Source organism: Streptomyces flavalbus (genome assembly GCF_042674625.1).
Taxonomy (GTDB): Bacteria; Actinomycetota; Actinomycetes; order Streptomycetales; family Streptomycetaceae; genus Streptomyces; species Streptomyces flavalbus.
On sequence record NZ_JBHTEB010000001.1, the window covers coordinates 3,520,200 to 3,539,007 of the forward strand.

At 75.0% G+C, this 18,808-nt stretch carries 21 protein-coding genes; 9 read left to right on the forward strand and 12 right to left on the reverse strand.

Going from position 1 to position 18,808, the window contains the following annotated elements; translation table 11 throughout:
- Positions 1 to 118: 118 nt before the first annotated feature.
- Complete coding sequence (locus tag ACFQZ6_RS15655; protein WP_381609052.1) at positions 119 to 1,333, forward strand: RICIN domain-containing protein; 1,215 nt, start codon at positions 119 to 121, stop codon at positions 1,331 to 1,333.
- Positions 1,334 to 1,386: 53 nt separating this feature from the next.
- On the opposite strand, the gene ACFQZ6_RS15660 is transcribed toward ACFQZ6_RS15655, so the two are convergent.
- From ACFQZ6_RS15660 to ACFQZ6_RS15700, 9 genes are all read right to left on the reverse strand, one after another.
- Positions 1,387 to 1,827 carry a DUF4913 domain-containing protein gene (locus ACFQZ6_RS15660; RefSeq protein ID WP_381609056.1) on the reverse strand — a complete coding sequence of 147 codons (441 nt, stop codon included), beginning with the start codon at positions 1,825 to 1,827 and terminating at the stop codon, positions 1,387 to 1,389.
- A 3-nt stretch (positions 1,828 to 1,830) separates the two neighbouring features.
- Positions 1,831 to 3,048 (reverse strand): hypothetical protein, encoded by a 1,218-nt coding sequence (locus ACFQZ6_RS15665; RefSeq protein ID WP_381609059.1) that lies wholly within the window; start codon positions 3,046 to 3,048, stop codon positions 1,831 to 1,833.
- A gap of 66 nt (positions 3,049 to 3,114) precedes the next feature.
- Positions 3,115 to 3,549, reverse strand: a complete 435-nt coding sequence (locus ACFQZ6_RS15670) for a hypothetical protein (protein WP_381609061.1) — start codon at positions 3,547 to 3,549, stop codon at positions 3,115 to 3,117.
- 20 nt (positions 3,550 to 3,569) lie between these two features.
- Entirely contained in the window at positions 3,570 to 5,042 is a 1,473-nt protein-coding gene (locus ACFQZ6_RS15675) for an ATP/GTP-binding protein (protein WP_381609064.1), read from the reverse strand.
- Between the two features lie 15 nt (positions 5,043 to 5,057).
- Entirely contained in the window at positions 5,058 to 6,557 is a 1,500-nt protein-coding gene (locus tag ACFQZ6_RS15680; protein ID WP_381609067.1) for an SCO6880 family protein, read from the reverse strand.
- On the reverse strand, positions 6,544 to 7,815 hold the full coding sequence (locus ACFQZ6_RS15685; RefSeq protein ID WP_381609070.1) for a hypothetical protein: 1,272 nt from the start codon (positions 7,813 to 7,815) through the stop codon (positions 6,544 to 6,546). Before ACFQZ6_RS15685 ends, ACFQZ6_RS15680 begins: the two co-directional genes overlap by 14 nt.
- Positions 7,815 to 8,570 (reverse strand): hypothetical protein, encoded by a 756-nt coding sequence (locus ACFQZ6_RS15690; RefSeq protein ID WP_381609073.1) that lies wholly within the window; start codon positions 8,568 to 8,570, stop codon positions 7,815 to 7,817. Before ACFQZ6_RS15690 ends, ACFQZ6_RS15685 begins: the two co-directional genes overlap by 1 nt.
- Positions 8,571 to 8,597: 27 nt before the next feature.
- The gene (locus tag ACFQZ6_RS15695; protein WP_381609077.1) at positions 8,598 to 8,906 is read right to left on the reverse strand and encodes a hypothetical protein; all 309 of its coding nucleotides are present in this window, start codon (positions 8,904 to 8,906) and stop codon (positions 8,598 to 8,600) included.
- 49 nt (positions 8,907 to 8,955) lie between these two features.
- The gene (locus ACFQZ6_RS15700) at positions 8,956 to 9,489 is read right to left on the reverse strand and encodes a DUF6668 family protein (RefSeq protein WP_381609080.1); all 534 of its coding nucleotides are present in this window, start codon (positions 9,487 to 9,489) and stop codon (positions 8,956 to 8,958) included.
- Between the two features lie 267 nt (positions 9,490 to 9,756).
- Between ACFQZ6_RS15700 and ACFQZ6_RS15705 the strand changes: the two genes are divergently transcribed.
- From ACFQZ6_RS15705 to ACFQZ6_RS15715, 3 genes are read left to right on the forward strand one after another with little or no spacing between them, the layout of a single operon-like run.
- The gene (locus ACFQZ6_RS15705; protein ID WP_381609083.1) at positions 9,757 to 10,806 is read left to right on the forward strand and encodes a bifunctional lytic transglycosylase/C40 family peptidase; all 1,050 of its coding nucleotides are present in this window, start codon (positions 9,757 to 9,759) and stop codon (positions 10,804 to 10,806) included.
- Complete coding sequence (locus tag ACFQZ6_RS15710) at positions 10,803 to 11,513, forward strand: hypothetical protein (protein WP_381609086.1); 711 nt, start codon at positions 10,803 to 10,805, stop codon at positions 11,511 to 11,513. Before ACFQZ6_RS15705 ends, ACFQZ6_RS15710 begins: the two co-directional genes overlap by 4 nt.
- 34 nt (positions 11,514 to 11,547) lie before the next feature.
- Positions 11,548 to 12,627, forward strand: coding sequence for a hypothetical protein (locus ACFQZ6_RS15715; RefSeq protein WP_381609089.1), 1,080 nt, complete (start codon positions 11,548 to 11,550; stop codon positions 12,625 to 12,627).
- Positions 12,628 to 12,640: 13 nt separating this feature from the next.
- Here the strand turns inward: ACFQZ6_RS15715 and ACFQZ6_RS15720 are convergent, their stop codons facing one another.
- From ACFQZ6_RS15720 to ACFQZ6_RS15730, 3 genes are all read right to left on the reverse strand, one after another.
- Positions 12,641 to 13,225 carry a sigma-70 family RNA polymerase sigma factor gene (locus ACFQZ6_RS15720; protein ID WP_381609092.1) on the reverse strand — a complete coding sequence of 195 codons (585 nt, stop codon included), beginning with the start codon at positions 13,223 to 13,225 and terminating at the stop codon, positions 12,641 to 12,643.
- Positions 13,226 to 13,457: 232 nt separating this feature from the next.
- Entirely contained in the window at positions 13,458 to 14,369 is a 912-nt protein-coding gene (locus ACFQZ6_RS15725) for a hypothetical protein (protein WP_381609094.1), read from the reverse strand.
- Between the two features lie 32 nt (positions 14,370 to 14,401).
- Positions 14,402 to 15,157 (reverse strand): transglycosylase SLT domain-containing protein, encoded by a 756-nt coding sequence (locus ACFQZ6_RS15730; protein WP_381609097.1) that lies wholly within the window; start codon positions 15,155 to 15,157, stop codon positions 14,402 to 14,404.
- A gap of 194 nt (positions 15,158 to 15,351) precedes the next feature.
- On the opposite strand from ACFQZ6_RS15730, the gene ACFQZ6_RS15735 reads away from it, so the two are divergent.
- From ACFQZ6_RS15735 to ACFQZ6_RS15755, 5 genes are all read left to right on the forward strand, one after another.
- Complete coding sequence (locus ACFQZ6_RS15735) at positions 15,352 to 15,981, forward strand: DUF6668 family protein (RefSeq protein WP_381609100.1); 630 nt, start codon at positions 15,352 to 15,354, stop codon at positions 15,979 to 15,981.
- Positions 15,978 to 16,268 (forward strand): hypothetical protein, encoded by a 291-nt coding sequence (locus tag ACFQZ6_RS15740; RefSeq protein WP_381609102.1) that lies wholly within the window; start codon positions 15,978 to 15,980, stop codon positions 16,266 to 16,268. Before ACFQZ6_RS15735 ends, ACFQZ6_RS15740 begins: the two co-directional genes overlap by 4 nt.
- Before the next feature lie 59 nt (positions 16,269 to 16,327).
- Positions 16,328 to 16,633 (forward strand): hypothetical protein, encoded by a 306-nt coding sequence (locus ACFQZ6_RS15745; protein ID WP_381609105.1) that lies wholly within the window; start codon positions 16,328 to 16,330, stop codon positions 16,631 to 16,633.
- A gap of 102 nt (positions 16,634 to 16,735) precedes the next feature.
- A complete protein-coding gene (locus tag ACFQZ6_RS15750) occupies positions 16,736 to 17,476 on the forward strand; it encodes a hypothetical protein (RefSeq protein ID WP_381609108.1) in 741 nt (246 codons plus the stop codon).
- A gap of 1 nt (position 17,477) precedes the next feature.
- Positions 17,478 to 18,728: a hypothetical protein gene (locus ACFQZ6_RS15755; RefSeq protein WP_381609111.1), complete on the forward strand. Its 1,251-nt coding sequence runs from the start codon at positions 17,478 to 17,480 to the stop codon at positions 18,726 to 18,728.
- Positions 18,729 to 18,808: the final 80 nt, after the last annotated feature.

Here is an 18,808-nt window from a genome sequence, read left to right on the forward strand (position 1 = left end):
CGTCCCTCTCAGTCGTGTCGGCGGGATCAGGGCCACCCGCGGGGCCACGACGGATGAGGACGCCGGACGGTTCACCCGGCGGTTGAACTGTTCGGGGGTGTTTCCCGTTGCGACGGACATGACGGAACCCCTGACCGTGGTCATCTCCGCCGACGGGACGGCCGAGATCGACGGCGTGCCGGTGCCGGTGGTGCCCGGCGAGCCGGTCGACGTGGCCATCCTGGACACCCTGCACGGCTACGCCCGCAGCCGCGACGCCCCCGTCACCGCCGCCATCTCCGACCCCGACGCGGGCTACGTCGCCGTCGTCGAGGTCGCGCCGGACGGCTCCAGCACGCTGCTGGAACAACGCCGGGACGAGGAGGTCCCTGTGGACCCGGGGCCGGTCCCGGCGCCAGCTCCAGCCCCGGTGCCGCTGCCGGAGGTCGCGCCGCGCCGCAAGTCGGCCCCGCAGTCCGACGACGAGTACCAGGCCCCCGGCCTCCTGCACCGCCCGGTGGTCCTGGGCACGGTCGGCGTCACCGTCGCCGTCCTCGTCATCGGCTCCCTCGTCGCCCTCGGCACCCGCGACTCGGGGGGCGGCCCCGACCAGACCACCGGCGCCGAACGCCCCTCGGTCAGCCTCCAGCCCAGCGCGTCCCCGGCCCCGGTGACGGTGAGCCCGACGCTCTCCTCACGCCCGTACACCCCGCCCCCGGCCTCCCCCTCCCCCAAGCCGAAACGCGAAAAGAAGAAGAAGACCACCAGGCCACCGGAGTCGAAGCCGACGCCCACACCGAAGGCGACACCGAAGCCCGACCCCAAGCCCACGCCGAGGTCGACGCCCAGGTCGACGCCCAGGTCCGACGCCGACCCCGCCATCCCCACCGGCGCGATCCTGATCAGGAACAAGAAGTACGGCTACTGCGCCGACGTCCCCGGCACCGGGAAGGGCAGCCCGGACGGCAAGGTCCAGGACGCCGCCTGCGAACCGTCGGCCGCCGACAACCAGCGCTGGGTCCTGGAGCGGCGGGTGAAGGGCGGCGGCACCCGGGGCGCCGACCTCTACCTGATCCGCAACGCCAAGGACGGCCTCTGCTTCGACCTGCCGAACTACGGCGCCGTCGGCGCGACCACGCCCGTGACCGAGTACCACTGCGACGGCACCGCCGCCGACAACCAGCTCTGGTGGCTGGACCGGCGCGCGGACGGCGCGTACTGGATACGCAACCAGAAGAGCGGTGACATGTGCCTGGACGTGGCGCGCACCGACAAGCGGGCCGCGCACACCAACGCCACGCTGTACCCGTGCAGCGACTCCGACGACCACCGGTGGGTGTTCCGCAGGCCGTGACGGCCGGTGCGGGCGTCCCCGTCAGCCGACAGCGGGTGACGGGGACGCCCGTCCTACGGGGGTGGCGGTCCGAACGGGTCCTTGGCGTCGACCGTCGGGACCTCCTTCGCGCGGTGGCTGCCCGGCTTGCACCCGGCGAACGGGCCCGACGGGTCGCGCAGGGCCGTCATCACCGGACCCAGGTAGTCCCGGTGCCAGTTGGCGGGCCCGCACATCCCCGACCCGGGGCCGGTCAGCTCACCCCAGGCCAGCCACAGGCCGTGCAGCTGGGCGACCGCCTCCGGGTGCTCCCACCAACGGGAACACCAGGGCTCCGAGGAGGTGACCTCCCGACCGTAGACCGGCAGCAGGACGTGGTGGGCCCACAGCGTGAGCTGGCGCAGCGTCCGGGCGTAGTCGGCCCCGTTCAGGTAGAGGATGAACCGCGGCTGCTCGGTCCCGGCCTCGGAGCCAGCCGTCTCCGAGCCAGCCGCCTCGGAGCTGTCAGGCGCCATGGATCACTTGCCCCGCTTCGCGGGCTTCTTGCCCTTGCTGCGGCTGCTGCTGCCGCTGTGCTGGTTCTGCTGGGTGGAGGAGCTGCCGTTGTTCTGCTGGGACTGACCGGACGACGTGGACTGGCTGGACCGCCGTGTCTGGTCGGCCGCCGAACCGGCGTTGTGCGGCAGGTAGCTGGACGTGTAGGCCACCGGGTTCTGCGCGCGCGCCGCTCCCATCCGCGACGACTCGGCCAACGGCTGGCCCTCCGTGGCGTTGTTCCACCTCTGGGCGTCGTACGTCTCCCACTGGTCCACCGGCGCGACCGGGGCCACCGGCTGGCTCTGCTGGGAGGGCAGGGTGCTCAGTTCCGTGCCGTCCGTCGTGCCGTGCGTCGTGCCCTGCCCGGTGGACTGCGGGTTGTTCCGGTTGGCGTACCACTCCGCGACGGGCTGGGCCAGGGTCCCGGTCCCGAGGGTCAGCGCGCCGAGCCCCTGGGTGAGGTACGCGGCGTTGGCGTCCTGCTGGTGGCCGCTGGCTCCGTAGCCGTAGGCGGCGGCGCCGCCCGCCTGCATCGCCTGGGTGACCCACACCCCCAGGTTGCTCCACCGCGACCGCTGGAACTCCGGGGACGGCCCCTGGCCGGTGTAGCGGCGGTACAGCTCGTTGGCGACGCTCCGCACGCCCTCGATGGTGCTGAGCGCCGCGAGCCCCGCGGCCACGCCGGTACCGGCGCCGTAGGCGGCCTGCCCCGGTGTCTGGGCGGGCGCGGCGGCGCTCTGGCCGAGGATGCCCGCGCCCTGGAGGATGGCGGCTGACCCGGCACCGCCGATCGCGGCGATCTGGTTCCGGTTCGCCTCGACCCACCGGTACGCCGTGCCCGCCCGGTTCAGGGCGGACGTGAACGTCCTGCCGTGGGTGACGTACGCCCAGCCCTGGATGGCGGTCGAGTAGAAGGGGTTGCGCTGCGGGAGCGCCCGCAGCGACTCCGGGTCGAAGTTGGAGGGCAGCCGCACCCTGTCCCGGTCCCGCGCGGTCTCCCTGACCCGCCGTTCGCTGGGCGGGTCGTCCGGCAGGCTGTTCCACACCTCCGGCGCGGTGGTGTAGCTGTCGCTGCTGGAGACGCTCGTGTTCGTCTGTCCGGAGTCGCCGCTGTTGCCGCTGTTCCCGGAGTTCCCCGAGTTCCCGCTCCCCGTCGAGTCCGGTGTACCCCGCCTGTTCCTGCGCTCCTGGTCCGCCATCGCTGGACCTCCTCCTTGTTGGCGTCGTCAGGCACATCGGAGCGGCGGGGGAAACGGTTCACGCCGTCACCGGGAGGGCCCTGTGCGCCGCCGTCGGGAGGCGGTGGGCGCCGGGGTGCGGGGCCGGGGCGCGGACCGGGCGGTCGCGCCGGGCACGGGCAGGTTCGCGAACCGTGCCACGGAGGGCGGCATCGACGGCGGCTGCGTCGTCCGCGTCGCCCGGACGGGGGGCGGGGTCGGGGGCGGCACGGGCTCGCTGGGCGGGGCGGGCGGTGGTGACGGCCGTGCCGCGGGCCGTGGGGCCGCCGCCCGGCGTCTCATGATCTCCCGCCCGACGGCACCGAAGCAGGCCATCCCGGCCAGCCCCATGGGCAGCGCGAGACCCATCGTCGCGCCCATGGCGAGGCCCAGGCCGAGGCCGACCGCGGCCAGGCCCCACAGGGGCGCCGTCCGGGACAGCACCCGCAGCAGCGCCCGTCCGACCCTCTTCGCCAGGCCCACCTTCGTGTCTCCCCCGGGAGTTACGTCCGCTTCCGCCAGCGCCGGTTGGTGTCGTTGACGCCCAGCTCCGCCTTCGTCAGGTCCACGTGGAGGGGGATGCCGGGGCGGCTGCCGACCTTGATGAGGAAGTTGCCGAGGCCGGGCGGGTCGGCGTGGCGGCCTCCCGTGGCGTCCCAGGCGGGCGGGGTGGACCAGTCGGTCAGGAGGCGTTTCTCCGCCTCCGTCAGCTCCACGACCTGCGAGAGCTGCGGCATCTCGGCGGGCGGCAGGCCCGCGCAGATCACCATCCCGGCGCGTTCGACGAAGCCCTTGGCCTTGGTGCGGTCCTCCTCGGTGGGCAGCGCGAGGAGGTCGTCGATGCTGTGGGTGACCATGGCGAGGCCGACGCCGCGCTGGCGGTCGAGGCGGGTGAGGGCGTTGACGCGGTCGACGAGGCCGCGGCCCGCCTGGAGGACCCGCCACAGTTCGTCCATGACGAGGAAGTAGTTGCGCTGGGGTTCCAGTCCGGCGTCCGCGAGGGCGTGCGCGGCGGAGACCGCGCCGAAGCCGTAGGACCAGCAGGACAGCAGGGCCGCCGCCTGGAGCAGGGTCTCGCTGTCGTCAATGCCGCTGACGTCGAAGCAGACCGGGCGGTCCAGCTTCATCGGCTCCGTCGTCGGGCGGGCGAAGGTGCCGCCGAGTCGGCCGTCGCCGAGCAGCGCGGTCAGGGACGCCTCCAGGTCCTCGGTGATGTCCCGGTAGCGGGCCAGGTCCCCGCGGTCCAGGGCGACCGAACGCACCGCCTCCGGGGCGTCCTTGATGACCCGTACGAGGTCACCGAGGACCGGCGCCTGGGTGCCGGTGCGGTCGTCGAGGACGTTCAGGGCCGCCGACAGGATCGTCTCCTCGCGGTCCGTCGGGGGCGCCGAGCGCAGGATCGTCACCAGCGCCGAGACCATGTGGAGGCGGCGCCCGTGGATGTCCGCGAGCAGGCGGCGGCGCGCTTCGCCGGTGAGCCGGGCCGCCGCCTGGAGGGACTCGCCGGGGTCCAGGACGTTGAGGTTGCCCCGCCCCCGGCCCAGGCTGATCACCTGCCCGCCGATGGCGCGGATCAGGTCGACGTAGTCGGGCTTGAGGTCGCCGAAGATCAGCGGGTGGACGCCGTACCCGGACAGGCCGAGCGCCATCCGCCGTACGACCGTCGACTTGCCGAGGCCGGGGCGGCCGAGCACGAACATCGACGGGTTGGCCAGCAGGCCCGTGCGCAGGAACCAGGACACCGGGTCGCAGCACACCGTCGCCCCGGAGTCCAGGTCGCGGCCGAGCGGGACGCCGACCATGGGCGTCCCCGCGCCCGCGCCGAACGGCCACAGCCCGCAGACCTGGACCGTCGTGCCGCGCCACTCGGGCGCCGGGTCGACGTAGCCGACCATGCCGCCGCCGCGTCCCGGCCAGCCCCGGGAGGTGGGGCGCGGGGGGCGGTGGTCGGTGGTGGAGGTGGGGGTACGGGTCATCACAGTTCTCCTGGTCTACATCGCGTCCCGGACCGTCTGCGGCAGCGCCGTGTGCAGCGGCAGCACCAGGCCGAGCGGCAGCGCGGCGGCGAACGCCGCGGACTGGGAGCCGTACACGGGCCGTACGGCGATCCGCGCGGCCGGGGCGAGGTTGTCGACGGCGGCCGCCGCGGTGGCCAGTTCGGCGGCGGAGTTGACGGTGGCGGTGATCAGCAGGCCGAAGCGGATGACGCCGTGGCCCTGGGCCTGCTCCTCGGTGGTGCGGCGGGCGGCGGTCACCTCGGCGTCGTCGCGGGCCTGCCCGATCTGCGACTGCTGGGCGGTGAACAGGGCGTTCTTGTAGTCCTGCTGGACGACGCGGGCGCCCTCGGCGCGGGTGTGCGGGCGGTACAGGAGGGTGACGCGCTTGCGGGCGATGTCACGGCTGGGCTGGACCAGGCCGGTGAGGACGTTGGAGAAGACCTCGCCCTGCGGGGCCTCCGTCATCGCCCAGGTCACGCTGTACGCGCCGTCGTGGCGGTAGTGGTCCCAGGCTTCCTGGGCGGCCATGGGCCCGGCCTCGTCCCAGGTCAGCCCGGAGCCGCCGGTGGCCCGCGCCTCCTCCACCAGGGGCGCCACGGTCGGGTCGTAGGCGACGCGGACCGCCTCCGCCAGCTCGGTCGCCGTCATCGGTACGGCGGTACCGGCGCCGGTCATGGACAGGCCCGCGGTCAGTCCGGGCAGCCGGGTGCCGATGTGCACCGCCATGTCGTCGGCGCTGCGCCGCGGTGAGCCGGGGCGGGCGGCGCCGGAGTACGTCAGCGCGATCCGGGTGGTGATCTGCGCGGACCCGGCGGGGTAGGCGGCCAGCACCTCCCGGAGCATCGCGGTGGCGAGGTCGGGGGCGTCGGCGACGGAGTTGGCGGCGATCTCCTGTTGCAGCCGTACGCCGGTGTCGGGCGCCGTCTCCACGGTGACGCTCGCGGCGACCAGGCCCGGCTCGGCGCCGAGGGTGGCCAGCCACTGCCCCCAGTGCGCCACCCAGGTGTCGACCTGCCGCTCGTCGACGAGGGCGGCGCCGTCGGCGTCGCAGGCGATGACGACGCTGTGGTGCCCGGTCGACGGGATGGAGATCACGGCGAACGGGCGGCCGTAGCCGTCCTGCGCCTCCGTCAACGTCGACCCGGCGGCCAGGCCGGGCAGTGTGCAGGTGCCGTACCCGGCGCGGCCCAGCGGGCCCGAGCGGTACAGGTGGCCGCCGGAGGACGTGGTGCGCCACCAGGCCAGCCGGACCGCGCCGCGCTGCATCAGCGTGCGCCCGTGCCGGTCCCGGACCGCGAGCGGCGCCGTGAGCACGGCGAGCGCGACGGCCAGGCCCAGCGCCGCCCAGATCGAGACCAGCGTCGCCAGGACGACCGCGACCAGCCCGGCGAAGAGCAGCAGGGTCGCGCCGAGGGACAGGCCCCGCAGCCCTGAGGTGCGGGGCTTGCGGAAGTTGCCGTAGGTGCGGGGCTGGGGTGCTTCAGTGACTGCCACGGGGGTTCTCCTGCCGCTCGTCGGCGGCGGGGTCCCGGTCGGGGACCGGGACCGGTGGCGCCGCCTCTTCGTCGTCGTACGCCGTCTGCGTCTGCTGGGGGTGGTCGCGGGGCGCGGTGCGGTCGGGGTCGGTGGTGCCGCGCGCCCGGTCGGCGCCGCGGGCGGGGGCGGGGCCGGGGGCGGTGCGCCCACCGGTGGCCGCCGAGCCGTCGGCGGTCAGCGCGGCGCCGGACACCGAGCGGCCCGCGGCTAGGTTCCGCAACTGCGGTACGGGCAGCGCGCCGGTGACCGACACGGTGCCGCCCGCCCCGGCGGACGCCCCGGCCGTGCCCCGCCGTCCCGTCCCGGACGCCACCGCCTGCACGACGGGCGCCGCGAACCGCATCAGCGCGGGCAGCGTGAAGCAGGCCAGCACGATCAGGACGACACCGGAGACCATGGAGACCACCCCGTCGCCGTCGGCCCCCTGGCCCTCCCCGCCCATCGCGAACGCCGCCGCGTACACGACCGCCGCCGCCGGTTTGTAGAGCACGAACGCCAGCAGCCAGCCCACCGAGCGGCGGAACCACACCCGGCCGCCCGCCGTGCCGCTCGCCGCCGCCGCGAGGGGCAGCGTGCCGGTGAGGATCACCAGCATCGCCATCCGTACGATCATCAGCGCGATCTGCGCGACGCTGCCCACGACCACCAGCAGCGCCATGACCAGCACCAGGAACGACGACTCCGTGCCGCCCAGCGCCAGCATCGCGGAGGTGCGCCGCTCGAACTCCTCGACGCAGGCCGCGACCGGGTCGCCGGTGGCGCTGATCTGCTCGCAGCCGGTGGACCGGTCGATGATCCAGACGCTGAACCTGTCGCCCGCGACGGCCAGCAGGCTGACCACGGCGACCCCGGCCGAGGAGACCACCACCAGGTTGAGCAGCCCCTGCAGCGCCTGCCGGGCGGGTTCCCCGCGCCGCTGCCAGGCGATGTGCCCGGCGGCGACGAGCAGGCAGAGCACGGCGGCGAAGGACGTGAACCAGAGCGTGGAGCCGCGCAGGAACGCCACCGGGCCCGCGCTGTCCGCGAGGTCGGGCGTGCCGAGGTTCATCCAGGCGCCGCCGAGCGCCTTCACCGTCGTACTCGCCGCCTGCGCGGCGCTCTCGGCGATGTCGTCGAAGCCGCTGTCGCCGAGGTCCTTCGGCGCCGTGCCCGCGCCGTCGCCCACGCAGTAGCCGCCGATCGTCGGCGCCACCCAGCCGAAGTCACAGCCCGCCATCACACGCCTCCCCACTCGGCGTACCCGGCGAGGGAGTCCACCGGGGTCGGGGCGACCGGGGCGGCCGGGTACTCCAGGCGCCAGTCGCCGTCCCGCCACAGCACGGTCGTGGTGGCGGCCTGCATCCGGCCGTCCGGGAACCGCCACACGGTCTGGATCACCGCCGTCGTGTCGTGGTACGTGACGAACCGGAACCCGGCGATCTGCCCGTGTACGGCGCCCCCGGCCCCAGCGTCCGGGGGCGCGGTGCGCTCGGCCGCGCGCCGGTCGGAGATGTAGGCGTCGCGGCCCGCGCCGACGGTCTGCGCGCGGGTCACCGCGAGCCAGTCACCGGCCGCCAGGTAGCGCACGCTGATCTGGCTGGTGGCCAGCAGGGCGCCGAGCGGCGTACGGGCGTAGCAGCGGGCCACGTCCCCGTCGGTGACGGCGGGTCCGGCCGCCTCGGAGGCGGGGAGGGCCACGGACCCGTAGAGGGTCCAGGTGACGTCCGCGGGCGCGGAGTCGGGCACGTCCCGCACGTCGTCGGCGAGTTGGGGGCAGTCGGCTCCGCCGGGGGCGGCGGGAGCGGACGTCCGGGCGCCGGGTGTCCGCACGGTGGCCGTGGGGTCGTCCTCGCGCGAGGTGTCCGCGCCCACGGCTATCGCCGCGCCGATGACGGTGACGAAGCCGACGAACGCGGCGGCGAGGACGAAGCCGCCGCGCAGCCAGGGGCTGCGGGGCTCGTCGGGGGCCGCGCGGTCGCGGGAGTCCGGCATGTTCGCTCCTTCTTCCTCGACCGGCGGTCAGACCAGCGCCCCGACGATCCCGGACGCCGAGCCGACGAGCAGGCACGCCCCCAGGACCATCCCGAGCCCCCGGGCGTGTTCGCGGCCACCGCCGCGGGAGTGGTCGACCGCCATCCGGGCGGCGACGCCGAAGATGCCCGCGACGCACAGCGCGGTGACGCTCCAGGCCACCCACTTCAGCACCGTCAGCAGCCCTTCCGCGCCGGGCGGCGCCTCCCCGCCGCCGACGTCCGGGACGCCGGAGGGCTGGGCCAGCGGGACGAGGTGGGGTGAGGCGTCCAGGACGGTCGCCAGCAGGCTGGACACGGTGGGCTCCTACTCGGTCGGACGGTGGGCGGGCGGGGGACGGGCGGGCCTACGCGGGCCGGGTGAGCCGGGTCAGGTCGCGGGCCAGCGGGGCGCACTCCCGGGGCAGGTGGGTCAGCGGCGACTCACCGAGCCGCCACGGCTCCACCCACGGGATCTCCCACAGCCGGGGCACCGCGCCCGACACCAGCCGGACCAGGTTGTGCAGGACCCGGGGACGGCGGCCGGGCGCGTCGGCGACGACGACCAGGCCGAGCAGGTCGACGCCGGTGACCATGCCCGACGCCCACTGCCGCGCCGCGTTCTGCGCCGCCCGCACGCCGTGCGCGCTGGACCGGGCGACGAGGACGACGGACGCGGCCGGGGCCGCCGGGGACACCGGCCAGGCGCGGCCCGCGTCCCGGCCGCCGGGCACCGCGCGCTCCAGGGTGCTGACGCCCGCGCCGCCGTGCACGCCGAGCCACCACCAGGAGGGCCCGGCGTGCCCGGTCGCGTCCGGCCCGGGCGGCGGGGCGACGGGCAGCGCGTGTTCGGGCCGGGGCACTCCGACGCCCTGGGGCGCCGCGGGGCCCGAGAGCCGCACCGACACCTCCTGAACCGATCGTCGGGGTTTCCCGTTGCTGCCCCTCGAAGGACCCGGCTGCGGCAACCAGGGATTGACATCCGGCACATCCCCCGCCACGGCAACTCCTTCATCCGCTGACTCAACGAACGCAAGTTATACATACGTTGCGTAAGACGCACAAGGGATGTCTCACCAGAAAGCTCGAAAAAGCTCTTATACCGGACGAGTTGGGTCACGCTGCCCGGAGGGGCTCCCGAACCACGCGCTTTCCTCAGGGGGTTGGACATGAACGGCCGAGCCGCACACGCGAGATCGACGCTCCTGGTGACCGGCGGTGCCGTCCTCGGGCTGCTCGGCTCCATGGTCGGCCTGTCGGTGCTGGGCGCCGCGGAGCAGCGGCGGGACGCCGCACCGGTCGGCTTCGCCACCGCCTTCGACGCCGGGCGCGTCCCGGCCGAGTACGTGCCGTGGATCGAGCTGGCCGCCCGGCAGTGCCCGGAGGTCAGCGCACCGCTGCTGGCCGCGCAGATCGAGGCCGAGTCGGGCTGGAACCCCCTCGCGGTCAGCCCGGCCGACGCGCGGGGCCTGAGCCAGTTCATGCCCGGCACCTGGGAGACCTGGGGCGTCGACGCGGGCGGCGACGGCGGCAGCGCCCAGCCGGACGGCGTCGCCGACCCGTTCACGCCCGCCGACGCCATCCTCACCCAGGCCCGCTACGACTGCTGGCTCGCCGACAAGGTCGGGGCGATGGCCGCCGACGGTGACCCCACCCGGCTGATGCTCGCCGCGTACAACGCCGGGCCCGGCGCGGTCCAGACGTTCGGCGGCGTCCCGCCGTACCCGGAGACCCAGTCCTACGTCACCAGGATCGTCGCCTCGATGGCGAGCTACACCGCGGGCGAACTCACCGAGAGCGGCGGCGCGTTCGGGGACCGGGTGGTGGCCGCCGCCCGGAAGTGGCTCGGCACCCCGTACGCGTGGGGCGGCGGCGGGCCCGAGGGCCCCGGGCGGGGCTTCGCGCAGGGCGCCAACACGGTCGGCTTCGACTGTTCGAGCCTCGTGCAGTACGCCGTCTACCAGGCCAGCGGCGGCGAGGTGCTGCCGCCTCGGGTCTCCCAGCTCCAGGTCGGCGCGGGGCAGGCGGTCGACCCCGCCGAGATGCGGCCCGGCGACGTGATCGGGTTCGACCTGCACGGCAGCTTCGACCACGTCGGCATCTACCTGGGCAACGGGCAGTTCATCCACGCCCCGAAGACCGGCGACGTCGTGAAGATCGACCGCCTCGACCAGCCCTACTACAGCGACAGGCCCCAGAAGGTGAGGCGGTTCGGATGACGGTACGGATGACGGTGGGGATGACGGTGGGGATGACGCACCCCCGTGCCCGAGGCACGGTCGCGGCGCTCGCGCTCGTCCTCACCCTGGGCGGCTGCGGCTCCGGCTGGACCGTCACCGGCGGCGAGGGCGGACCCGGCTCCGCGGCACCCGCAGCGCCCACGGCGCCCTCGTTGCCCGCCGCGACCGGCACCGGCCCGTACCCCTCCCCGTCCGGGCCCGCCGAGGCGTCCCCCGTGCCGACGGCGGCCCCGGGCACCCCGCGGGTGGACGTCCCCCGCCCCGCCGACGTCGACCAGGAGGACGCCGACGCGGTGGCCCGGGGCGCGCTGACGGTGCTGTGGACGTTCGACACCGTCACCGACGGCGGCCCGCACGACGCCGGGTTCCGCGCGGCCGACGCGGGCTGGCTGACCCCCGCCTACGCGCGGCGCCTGCGCGACCACCAGCCGCGCTCGGTGCCCGGCGCGCAGTGGCGTGAGTGGGCCGGGCACCGCGCCGTCACCGAGGTCACGCTGGAGCGGGCCGCCGACGCCGCGATCCCGCCCGACAGCGACACGGAGGCCTGGCGGCAGTGGACGGTGACCGCGTCCCCGCGGGGCCGTGCCGGGTGGACGGGCGATCCGAGCACCGTCGTCGCGTACGTACGGCTCACCCGCGCGGCGGCCGGTACGGGGTGGCGGGTCGCCGATGTCGCCGTCCAGTAGCCCGGACCTCCCCGTCCCCGAGCCCGGAGGAACCATGCCCCCCGCGTACGAGTCCGCCGACGTGCCCGCCTGGCCGGTCTACTCCCTCGCCGTGCACGAGGACGGCCGGGTCGTCGCCCACGGCCCGCTGGTCCCGGTGACCCGGCACCCGAGCCGCGCCGAGGCCATCGGCACGGTCGCCGCGGCGGCGGCCCGACTCGACCGTCCGGTACGGGCCAGGGCCACCGAGCCGGACGGCACCGTGTGGCACCTGGCCGTCTCCCCCGACGGCGCGGTGGAGGAACTGCCCGGGGGCGGGCAGCGGGAGCGGTCGTCCAGGCGGCGGGGGGAGCGGGCGGCGGGGTCGGCGCCGGGGCGGGCGGGCGCGGCGGGTCCGGCGAGTCCGGCGCGGGCAGCGGGTCCGGCGCGGGCAGCAGGCCCGGCGCGTCCGGCGCGTCCGGCGGGTCCGGCGGGTCCGGCGAGCCCGGCGCGGGCAGCGGGTCCGGCGGGTTCAGCAGGCCCGGCAGGCCCGGGTTCCGAGGGTCTGCCCACCGGAGGTTCCGCCCCCGGAAGCCCCGCTGAGGGACGAGACCCCGGCCCCGACCCCCGTACCGGCCCCGACGCCTACGCCGATTCACTGGCCCAGGTCACCGCGCACCTCAAGGCGGGCCGTATCGCGCGGGCCGCCGAACTCGCCGCGTTCCTCGACGAGCAGGCCGCCGACACCCTCGGCGTCTCGCACCCCGACGCCCTCGGCATCCGCGAGGTGCGGGCCCGCGTCGCGGTGCTCGCCGGGGACGCGAGCGGCGGCGTACGGCTGTTCCGGGACATCGCCGAGCGCTGGCACTACCAGGGGGACGGCGAGCGCGCCGAGGCCGCCGCCGCCCGCGCCGAGACGGTCTGGCTCCAGATCACCGACCTGGACGCGGCCCTGACGGCCGGGATCGGCGTCGTACGCCTGCGCAACCAGCTCCCCGGCCCGGACGGCAGCGCGCTGACCGCCGTCATGGAGCACCAGGCGTGGCTGGCGGCGGCGCGCGGAACGGTCCCGGCGCCGCCGCCAGCCACGGCCCCCGCGCGGCGTCCGACGCCCACCTGGGAACGCCCCGCTCAGGACGTCAGGGCGGCCCGCTGACAGCCGTACGGCCTCACGCGGCCGGTGAGTACCAGGCGGGCGCCGCCTCGACCTCCTCGTCCGGCGCCGCCACCACGTCCAGGGCCATCCGCAGCGCCCGTACCGCGTGGTACAGCCGGGACTTCACGGTGCCCGGCGGGATGCCGAGCGCGAGGGCGGCCTCCCGGGTCGACCTGCCGGTGTAGTACGTCTCGTACAGCACCTCGCGGTGCTTGACCGACAGGGACTTGAAGGCGTCCGCGAGCACCACCGAGGACAGCAGCCGGTCCAGGTCGTCGCGGCGGGCGAGGAGTTCGTCCAGCCACGCCGTGCCGTCGACCTCCTGCGGACGGGCCATCCGCGTCCGGTAGTCGTCGACGACGATGTTGCGGGCCACCCGGAACAGCCACGGCCGCAACGGCTCCCCGCTGACCAGGTCCTGCGTCCGCCAGCAGCGCAGCAGCGTCTCCTGGACGACGTCCTCCGCCCGGTGCCGGTCGCCCCCCAGCAACCGCAGCACGTACTTGTAGAGATCCCCCGCCTGCTCGTCGTAGAGCGTCCGCATCGCCCGTTCCCTCGCGGTGTCCGCTCCCGTCGAGCCCATCACGGTCCAGCTCAAGGTCGTACCCCCTAGTCGATGACCTCGTGGCAGAGGTCGCGCTCCGGGGCCGTGGTCGGTGGCCCCGATGTGGCCGGGAGTCTTGCGAGGGGAGTTCCACGTGGCGTTGACGAGCGGTTGACGGCCCGCTTGACGGCCACCGCCGGACCGGGGGCCCGCGCCGGGCGGTGGCGGGGTCGCGGGGTTCCGGTCCGCGCCCCTGCCACAGCCCCGCTGAGCTGCGCGTCCGCCGTCAGGCGGCGCCCGTGACGGGGGCCGTGGTCAGGGCGCGCATACGGCGATTGACGAGGTGCGGCACCCCGGCGTCCAGCACGGTCCGCGTGCCCTGGTGCGCGGGGCGCAGGGTGAGCAGCGCGGCGAGCAGTGCCCGGCCCTGCTCGACGGCGGAGGGCACGTCGTCGTTGCGCAGCCAGGCCGCGGCCGCGCGCGTCAGCTCCTCGTGGGCGCGCGGGTCGCCCTGGCGGTGGCGGACGCGGGCCAGTTCGAGGCAGATGTCGGCGGCGAGGCGGTGGTTGGAGGTCCGGTGCGCGACGAACGCCTCCAGTGCCTGCGCCTCCAGCGTGTGCGGGTGCTCGGGCCCGTAGGCGCGCACGGTGTGCTCCCGCAGCCGGAAGGCGAGCGCCGAGGCCCGCTCCGGAGCGCCGGAGTCCAGCGACTCCGCGACGAGCCGGACGAGTTCGGCGAGCTGGTCCGGGACGGAGGTGTCGCCAGGGGGTGCCGGTACGGAGGTGTCGCCGGGGGGTGCCGGGACGGGAGTGTCGCCGGGGGATGCCGCCGCCTCGTACACGTCGTCGGGCTGGTCCGGCTCGACTTCCGGTTCGTCTTCCGGCCCGTCCGCCTCCTCCGGGGCCTCCTCCACCAGCTCCTCGTGCCGTTCGTGCAGCACGACCCGGCTCGATCCGTCGGGCGCGACCTCGACCACCGTGACCTCGCCCTGCTGGCGGTCCATGATCGCCGCCTCGACGGGGCCGCCCCGGGCCTGCGCGTGGCGGTGCATCAGGTCGAGGACGGCCACGTGCACCGGTTCGCCCTCGGGTACAGCGAGGGGCTGGCCGTCGACCGTCGCGGTGCCGTCCCCCCGGATGAGGACGTCGAAGGGGGCCGTCGGGGGCCGCTGGTCCTCGCGGGTACGTCTGCCGAACATCTGCGGGCTCCTTTCCACGCTGGGCGTGCTGGTCAGTCCGAGGGCGTCGGACGCGGGCTGAGGCTGGGGTACTCCTCGTCCGAGAGGGCCGCGCCCTCGGAGTACAGGGCGAACGACGAGCGGACGCCGATGATGTAGGTCTGGGACCGCGGCGTCTCCGGGACGCCCTTGGCCTGCTTGACCGCGTCCAGACCGGCGTCGTACGCGGCGAGGGTGAGGTCGAGGCGGTCGCCCTCCACCTCGCCGCTGGCGAGCAGGGCGTCGATGTCCTTGGCGAGCGCGCACATGTACCGGGCCTGCGCCATGATCGAGTCCTCGCCGTCCAGGGCCGAGGTCTCGTCGTTGTCGTCCTCGTCCTCGCCGTACTCCTCGAACTTGTCGGGCGGGAGCTGGGAGAGGCCCTTGGCGCCGTCGGGGCCGACCAGGTTCTCCACGAACCCGGACTCGTACTGCACCTGCGAGACGATCACGATGGCGCCGATCTGCGCGCACTCGCCGCCCGCCTTCTCGATGACCTCGCGGTACTTGCTGGGCACCGCCTCGGTGTTCAGCTCGCCGAGGCCGTCGCTGTTGAAGGCGTCCACGATCACGCTGCTGTCCACGCCGCCGCCCCCGCCACCGCCGCCCCCGCCGCAGGGCAGGATGCCGATCTCGCAGAGCAGCACCACGGGCCACAGGATCCAGCCGATGGCGCACATCACGAGCACCCCGAGCAGCAGCAGGAGGATCAGCAGCGGCGCGAAGAGGCAGCCCAGGACGCCCGTACCGGCCCCGGCGGCGATGAGCATGGAGTTCCGTTTACGGTCGGCCTCGTTCTGGGAGTCCCCTCCGCCCGGTGCGCCCACGACCCCTCACCCCTCGCCTTGAACCAGGTCACCTGATTTCCCGTAGTGGCTGCCCGACGGATCACCGCGGCACCGCACGCAGCAACGGACACGGCGATCCATCAGTTCAATCCGGGACAAGGAAGGGGTGGACACGCATGGGCGTCCCTTCGGCGACGTCAGCGGGCTCACAGATGTGGGTGCGCGGACCGACCGCACCACAGGCCGCGCCAGCGCAGGCCGCGCCGCCGCAGGCCGCGCCGCCGCAGACGGGGCGCGTCGCACCGGTGGGCCTGGGTCTGCCCGGGGCCGCCGCCGTCCCCGTGGCCGGGCGCGCGGCGCAGGTGGCCGGGGGTGACCGGGTCGCCTGGGTCAGCGCGCACGGCGGCGCCGGGGCGAGCACCCTCGCCCAGGCCCTCGGCGGCGCGGACCTCGGCCGCCGCTGGCCCGACCCGGCGAGCGGCGAGCCCGGCCAGGTGCTGCTGGTGGCGCGCACCCACCACGCGGGGATGCGCGCCGCGTCCCAGGCGCTGAACGCGCTCCGCAAGGGCGAGCACCCGGCCGGGGTGGAGCTGGTCGCCGTCGTGCTCGTCGCGGACGCGCCGGGACGGCTGCCGCGCCCGCTCGGCCGCCAGGTGCGCGTGCTGCGCTCGGCGGCCACGGTGCACCGCGTCCCGTGGATGCCCCGCTGGCGGCTCGGTGAGCGGACCGAGCAGTTGCCGCGGCCGGTGCGCGCGCTGGCCCGGGTCGTCGCCGCACCGGCCGGACGCGCACGGAGGCCGAAGTGAGGTTCCTGGCCGACCGGTTCACCCTGGCCGGGGTCAACCCCGACGAGTTCGGCCCCAACGGCTCCTTCAACCCGCAGCCCGAGGTGGGCGACCTGCTCGGCTACCTCACCTGGATCGTGTCGGCCGCCTCGGTCGGCGGTCTGCTCGTCGTGGGCATCCAGATGGCCATGCAGTTGCGCCGCGGCGAGATGGGCGAGGGGGCGACCTACTTCCGGGGCGGCTTCGTCGTCATCTCCGCCTGCGTCCTCGGCACCACCGCCGGACCGATCGTCAACTTCGTGCTGTAGCCGCCGCGCCGTCGGCCGCCAGTTCCGTCCCCCACCCGTCACAGCTCTTGGAGAACCTGATGAAGGACACCCTGCACACCCTGATCCTGGCCGCGACCGGCGGCACCACCGGCGGCACCGGCGACGTCCCGCAGCCGGAGAAGCAGGCACCCGGCGAACTCGCCGACGCCGTCAACACCGTGCTCGGCATCGCCGCCTGGGCGGGCACCGCCGCCGGGGTGGCCGGGGTCATCGTCACCGGGATCATGATGGCGGTGTCCATGAAGCGCGGTGAGGGGTCGGAGCACCTCAGCCGCCTCGGCATGGTGCTGGGCGGCTGTGTGCTGGTGGCCACCGCGGGCCCCACCGTCGCGTTCCTCTTCTGAGGCCGACCACGGGGAGAGGCCGTCGACGTGTTCGGTACACAGCGCAAGAGGGACCCGGCAAACGGAAACCCGGCAAGCGGTAACCCGGTGAGCGGTAACCCGGTGAGCGGTCCCTTCTACAAAGAGCGGGGCTGGATCAGCTCGGCCCTCTTCCTGGGGTTCTTCCTGGTCATGTCCCTGGTGGCCCTGGTCAGCGACCCCAAGGGCGTGGACCTCGCCGAGACCAGCCGGGAGATCCTGACCGGCCTGGACGGCCCGCTGTCGCCCGGCGACCCGCAGCAGGTGCGCGGCGGTCCGGGCGGCCGACCGGAGAACTGCGCGACCGACGACCGGGACGCCGCGCGGCCCACCACGGCGCCGGGGGACGTGGAGTGGCGGAAGCTGGTCGCCATCATGGTGCCGGTCTCCCCCACCGCCGGGCCGCTGAACACCGAGGCCACGATGTGGTGGTGCTTCGCCCACACGCCGACCGGCGCGGTGCTCGCGGCGCACGTCATCCCCGTGCAGCTCAGCGGCGTCTCCTGGCGGCTGGTCGCCCAGCAGCAGGTCGTACCGGGGGCGCCGCGGGACTCGTTCGTCACGGACAAGGCCAAGTCCGGCAAGGCCGTCTCCGCGGACAGCCCCGTCGGCCGGTTCATGGGCTACGCCCTGGAGTCGTACGCCGCCGACCGCGCGGACGTACGGCTGCTCGTCACCGACCCGATGGGCGGCTACCTGACCACCTCGGTGTCGGTGCGCTGGCGGGACGGCGACTGGAAGGTGGCGCTGCGCGACGACGGGTCCCTGTACTCGGCGGTCAAGCGCCGGGCGACAACCGACGGCTTCACCCTGTGGGGGGCGTGAGATGAATCTGGCCGCGGCAGGAGCCGGGTGCGACGGGGGAATCGACTTCCTCGGCATGTTCGGCGACCCCATCGGCACGATGATCCAGATGGTCGCCGAGATCATCATCCAGGGCGCGCTCGGCGTCTTCGACGCGGTGTGGGACATCGAGTCGACGAACCCGGGCGCCTCCAGCAAGATCAGCAACCAGACGCGGTGGATCGTCGTGTACCTCGCGTGCGGTTCGATCCTCGTCGCCGCCACCAAGATGGCGCTGACGCGGCGCGCGGAGTCGGGGCAGCTCGCCCTCAAGGGCATCCTGCGCGTCCTGGTGGTGAGCGCGGGCGTGACCGCCATCATCGGCACGTTCGTCGACCTCACCGACCGGTACTCCGACTTCCTGCTGCGCGGCACCCTCCAGAACCTGATGGAGGGCATCAACTGCAACGGCGACGTACCGAACATGCTGCTGCTGGTCATCGGGGTGCTGCTGCTGATCGCCGGGATCATCCACGCGCTGCTGATGTGGATCCGGCTCGGCGTGATGATCATCCTGATGGGCACGCTGCCGATCGCCGCCGCCGCGTCCATGACGGACTGGGGCGGCACCTGGTGGCGCAAGCACGTCGGCTGGATGGCCGCCTGGCTGCTGTACAAGCCGACGGTCGCGCTCGTCCTGTACTCGGGGTCCGTCATGGTCGACGCCTCCGAGGCGCACAGCGACGTCGACACGCAGATCGCCGGGATGGGGCTGCTGTTGCTGTCGGCCGTGGCGCTGCCCGCGCTGATGCGGCTGATCGTCCCGGCGACGGCCGCGCTCGGCGGCGACTCGGTCGGCTCCGCCACCATGGGCGTCGCCGGGGGCATCGCGTCCGGCGCGGTGTCGCTGGCCGACTCGGGCGGCCGCAAGGCGGCCTCGGGCGGCGGGGGCGGCGGTCCCTCGGGCTCGCGCGGTCCCTCGGGCGCGAGCGGCGGTTCCGGCGCGAGCGGGTCGGGCGGTCGCGGCGGCGCGAACGGCGGCGCCGGACCCGCGGGCCAGGCCGGAGCGGCGGGCGCCGGTGCGGGCGGCGCGGGGGCGGCGGGTGCCGGAGCGGCCGGTGCCGGAGCGGCCGGTGCCGGTGCGGCCAGCGCCGGTGCGGCCAGCGCCGGTGGCGCGGCTGCGGCGGCGAATCCCGCGCTGGCCGCCCTGGTCGTGGCCGGAAAGATCGGCAAGGGCGCCGTGGGCGTCCTCGCCAGCGGCGTCCAGGGCGCCAACCGCGACGACGACCGCTGACCCGGCCGCCCCGGTGGCCGACCGTGGACCGGGCCGGGTGCGTCCCCCTCGCACCCGGCCCCCTCACTCCTCGTCAACCT

Coding starts and splice junctions, on each gene's coding strand:
- ACFQZ6_RS15655 (WP_381609052.1), top strand. CDS start 119: ATGACGGAACCCCTGACCGTGGTCATCTCCGCCGACGGGACGGCCGAG.
- ACFQZ6_RS15660 (WP_381609056.1), bottom strand. CDS start 1,827: ATGGCGCCTGACAGCTCCGAGGCGGCTGGCTCGGAGACGGCTGGCTCC.
- ACFQZ6_RS15665 (WP_381609059.1), bottom strand. CDS start 3,048: ATGGCGGACCAGGAGCGCAGGAACAGGCGGGGTACACCGGACTCGACG.
- ACFQZ6_RS15675 (WP_381609064.1), bottom strand. CDS start 5,042: ATGACCCGTACCCCCACCTCCACCACCGACCACCGCCCCCCGCGCCCC.
- ACFQZ6_RS15685 (WP_381609070.1), bottom strand. CDS start 7,815: ATGGCGGGCTGTGACTTCGGCTGGGTGGCGCCGACGATCGGCGGCTAC.
- ACFQZ6_RS15690 (WP_381609073.1), bottom strand. CDS start 8,570: ATGCCGGACTCCCGCGACCGCGCGGCCCCCGACGAGCCCCGCAGCCCC.
- ACFQZ6_RS15705 (WP_381609083.1), top strand. CDS start 9,757: ATGAACGGCCGAGCCGCACACGCGAGATCGACGCTCCTGGTGACCGGC.
- ACFQZ6_RS15710 (WP_381609086.1), top strand. CDS start 10,803: ATGACGGTACGGATGACGGTGGGGATGACGGTGGGGATGACGCACCCC.
- ACFQZ6_RS15715 (WP_381609089.1), top strand. CDS start 11,548: ATGCCCCCCGCGTACGAGTCCGCCGACGTGCCCGCCTGGCCGGTCTAC.
- ACFQZ6_RS15725 (WP_381609094.1), bottom strand. CDS start 14,369: ATGTTCGGCAGACGTACCCGCGAGGACCAGCGGCCCCCGACGGCCCCC.
- ACFQZ6_RS15730 (WP_381609097.1), bottom strand. CDS start 15,157: ATGCTCATCGCCGCCGGGGCCGGTACGGGCGTCCTGGGCTGCCTCTTC.
- ACFQZ6_RS15735 (WP_381609100.1), top strand. CDS start 15,352: ATGGGCGTCCCTTCGGCGACGTCAGCGGGCTCACAGATGTGGGTGCGC.
- ACFQZ6_RS15745 (WP_381609105.1), top strand. CDS start 16,328: ATGAAGGACACCCTGCACACCCTGATCCTGGCCGCGACCGGCGGCACC.
- ACFQZ6_RS15755 (WP_381609111.1), top strand. CDS start 17,478: ATGAATCTGGCCGCGGCAGGAGCCGGGTGCGACGGGGGAATCGACTTC.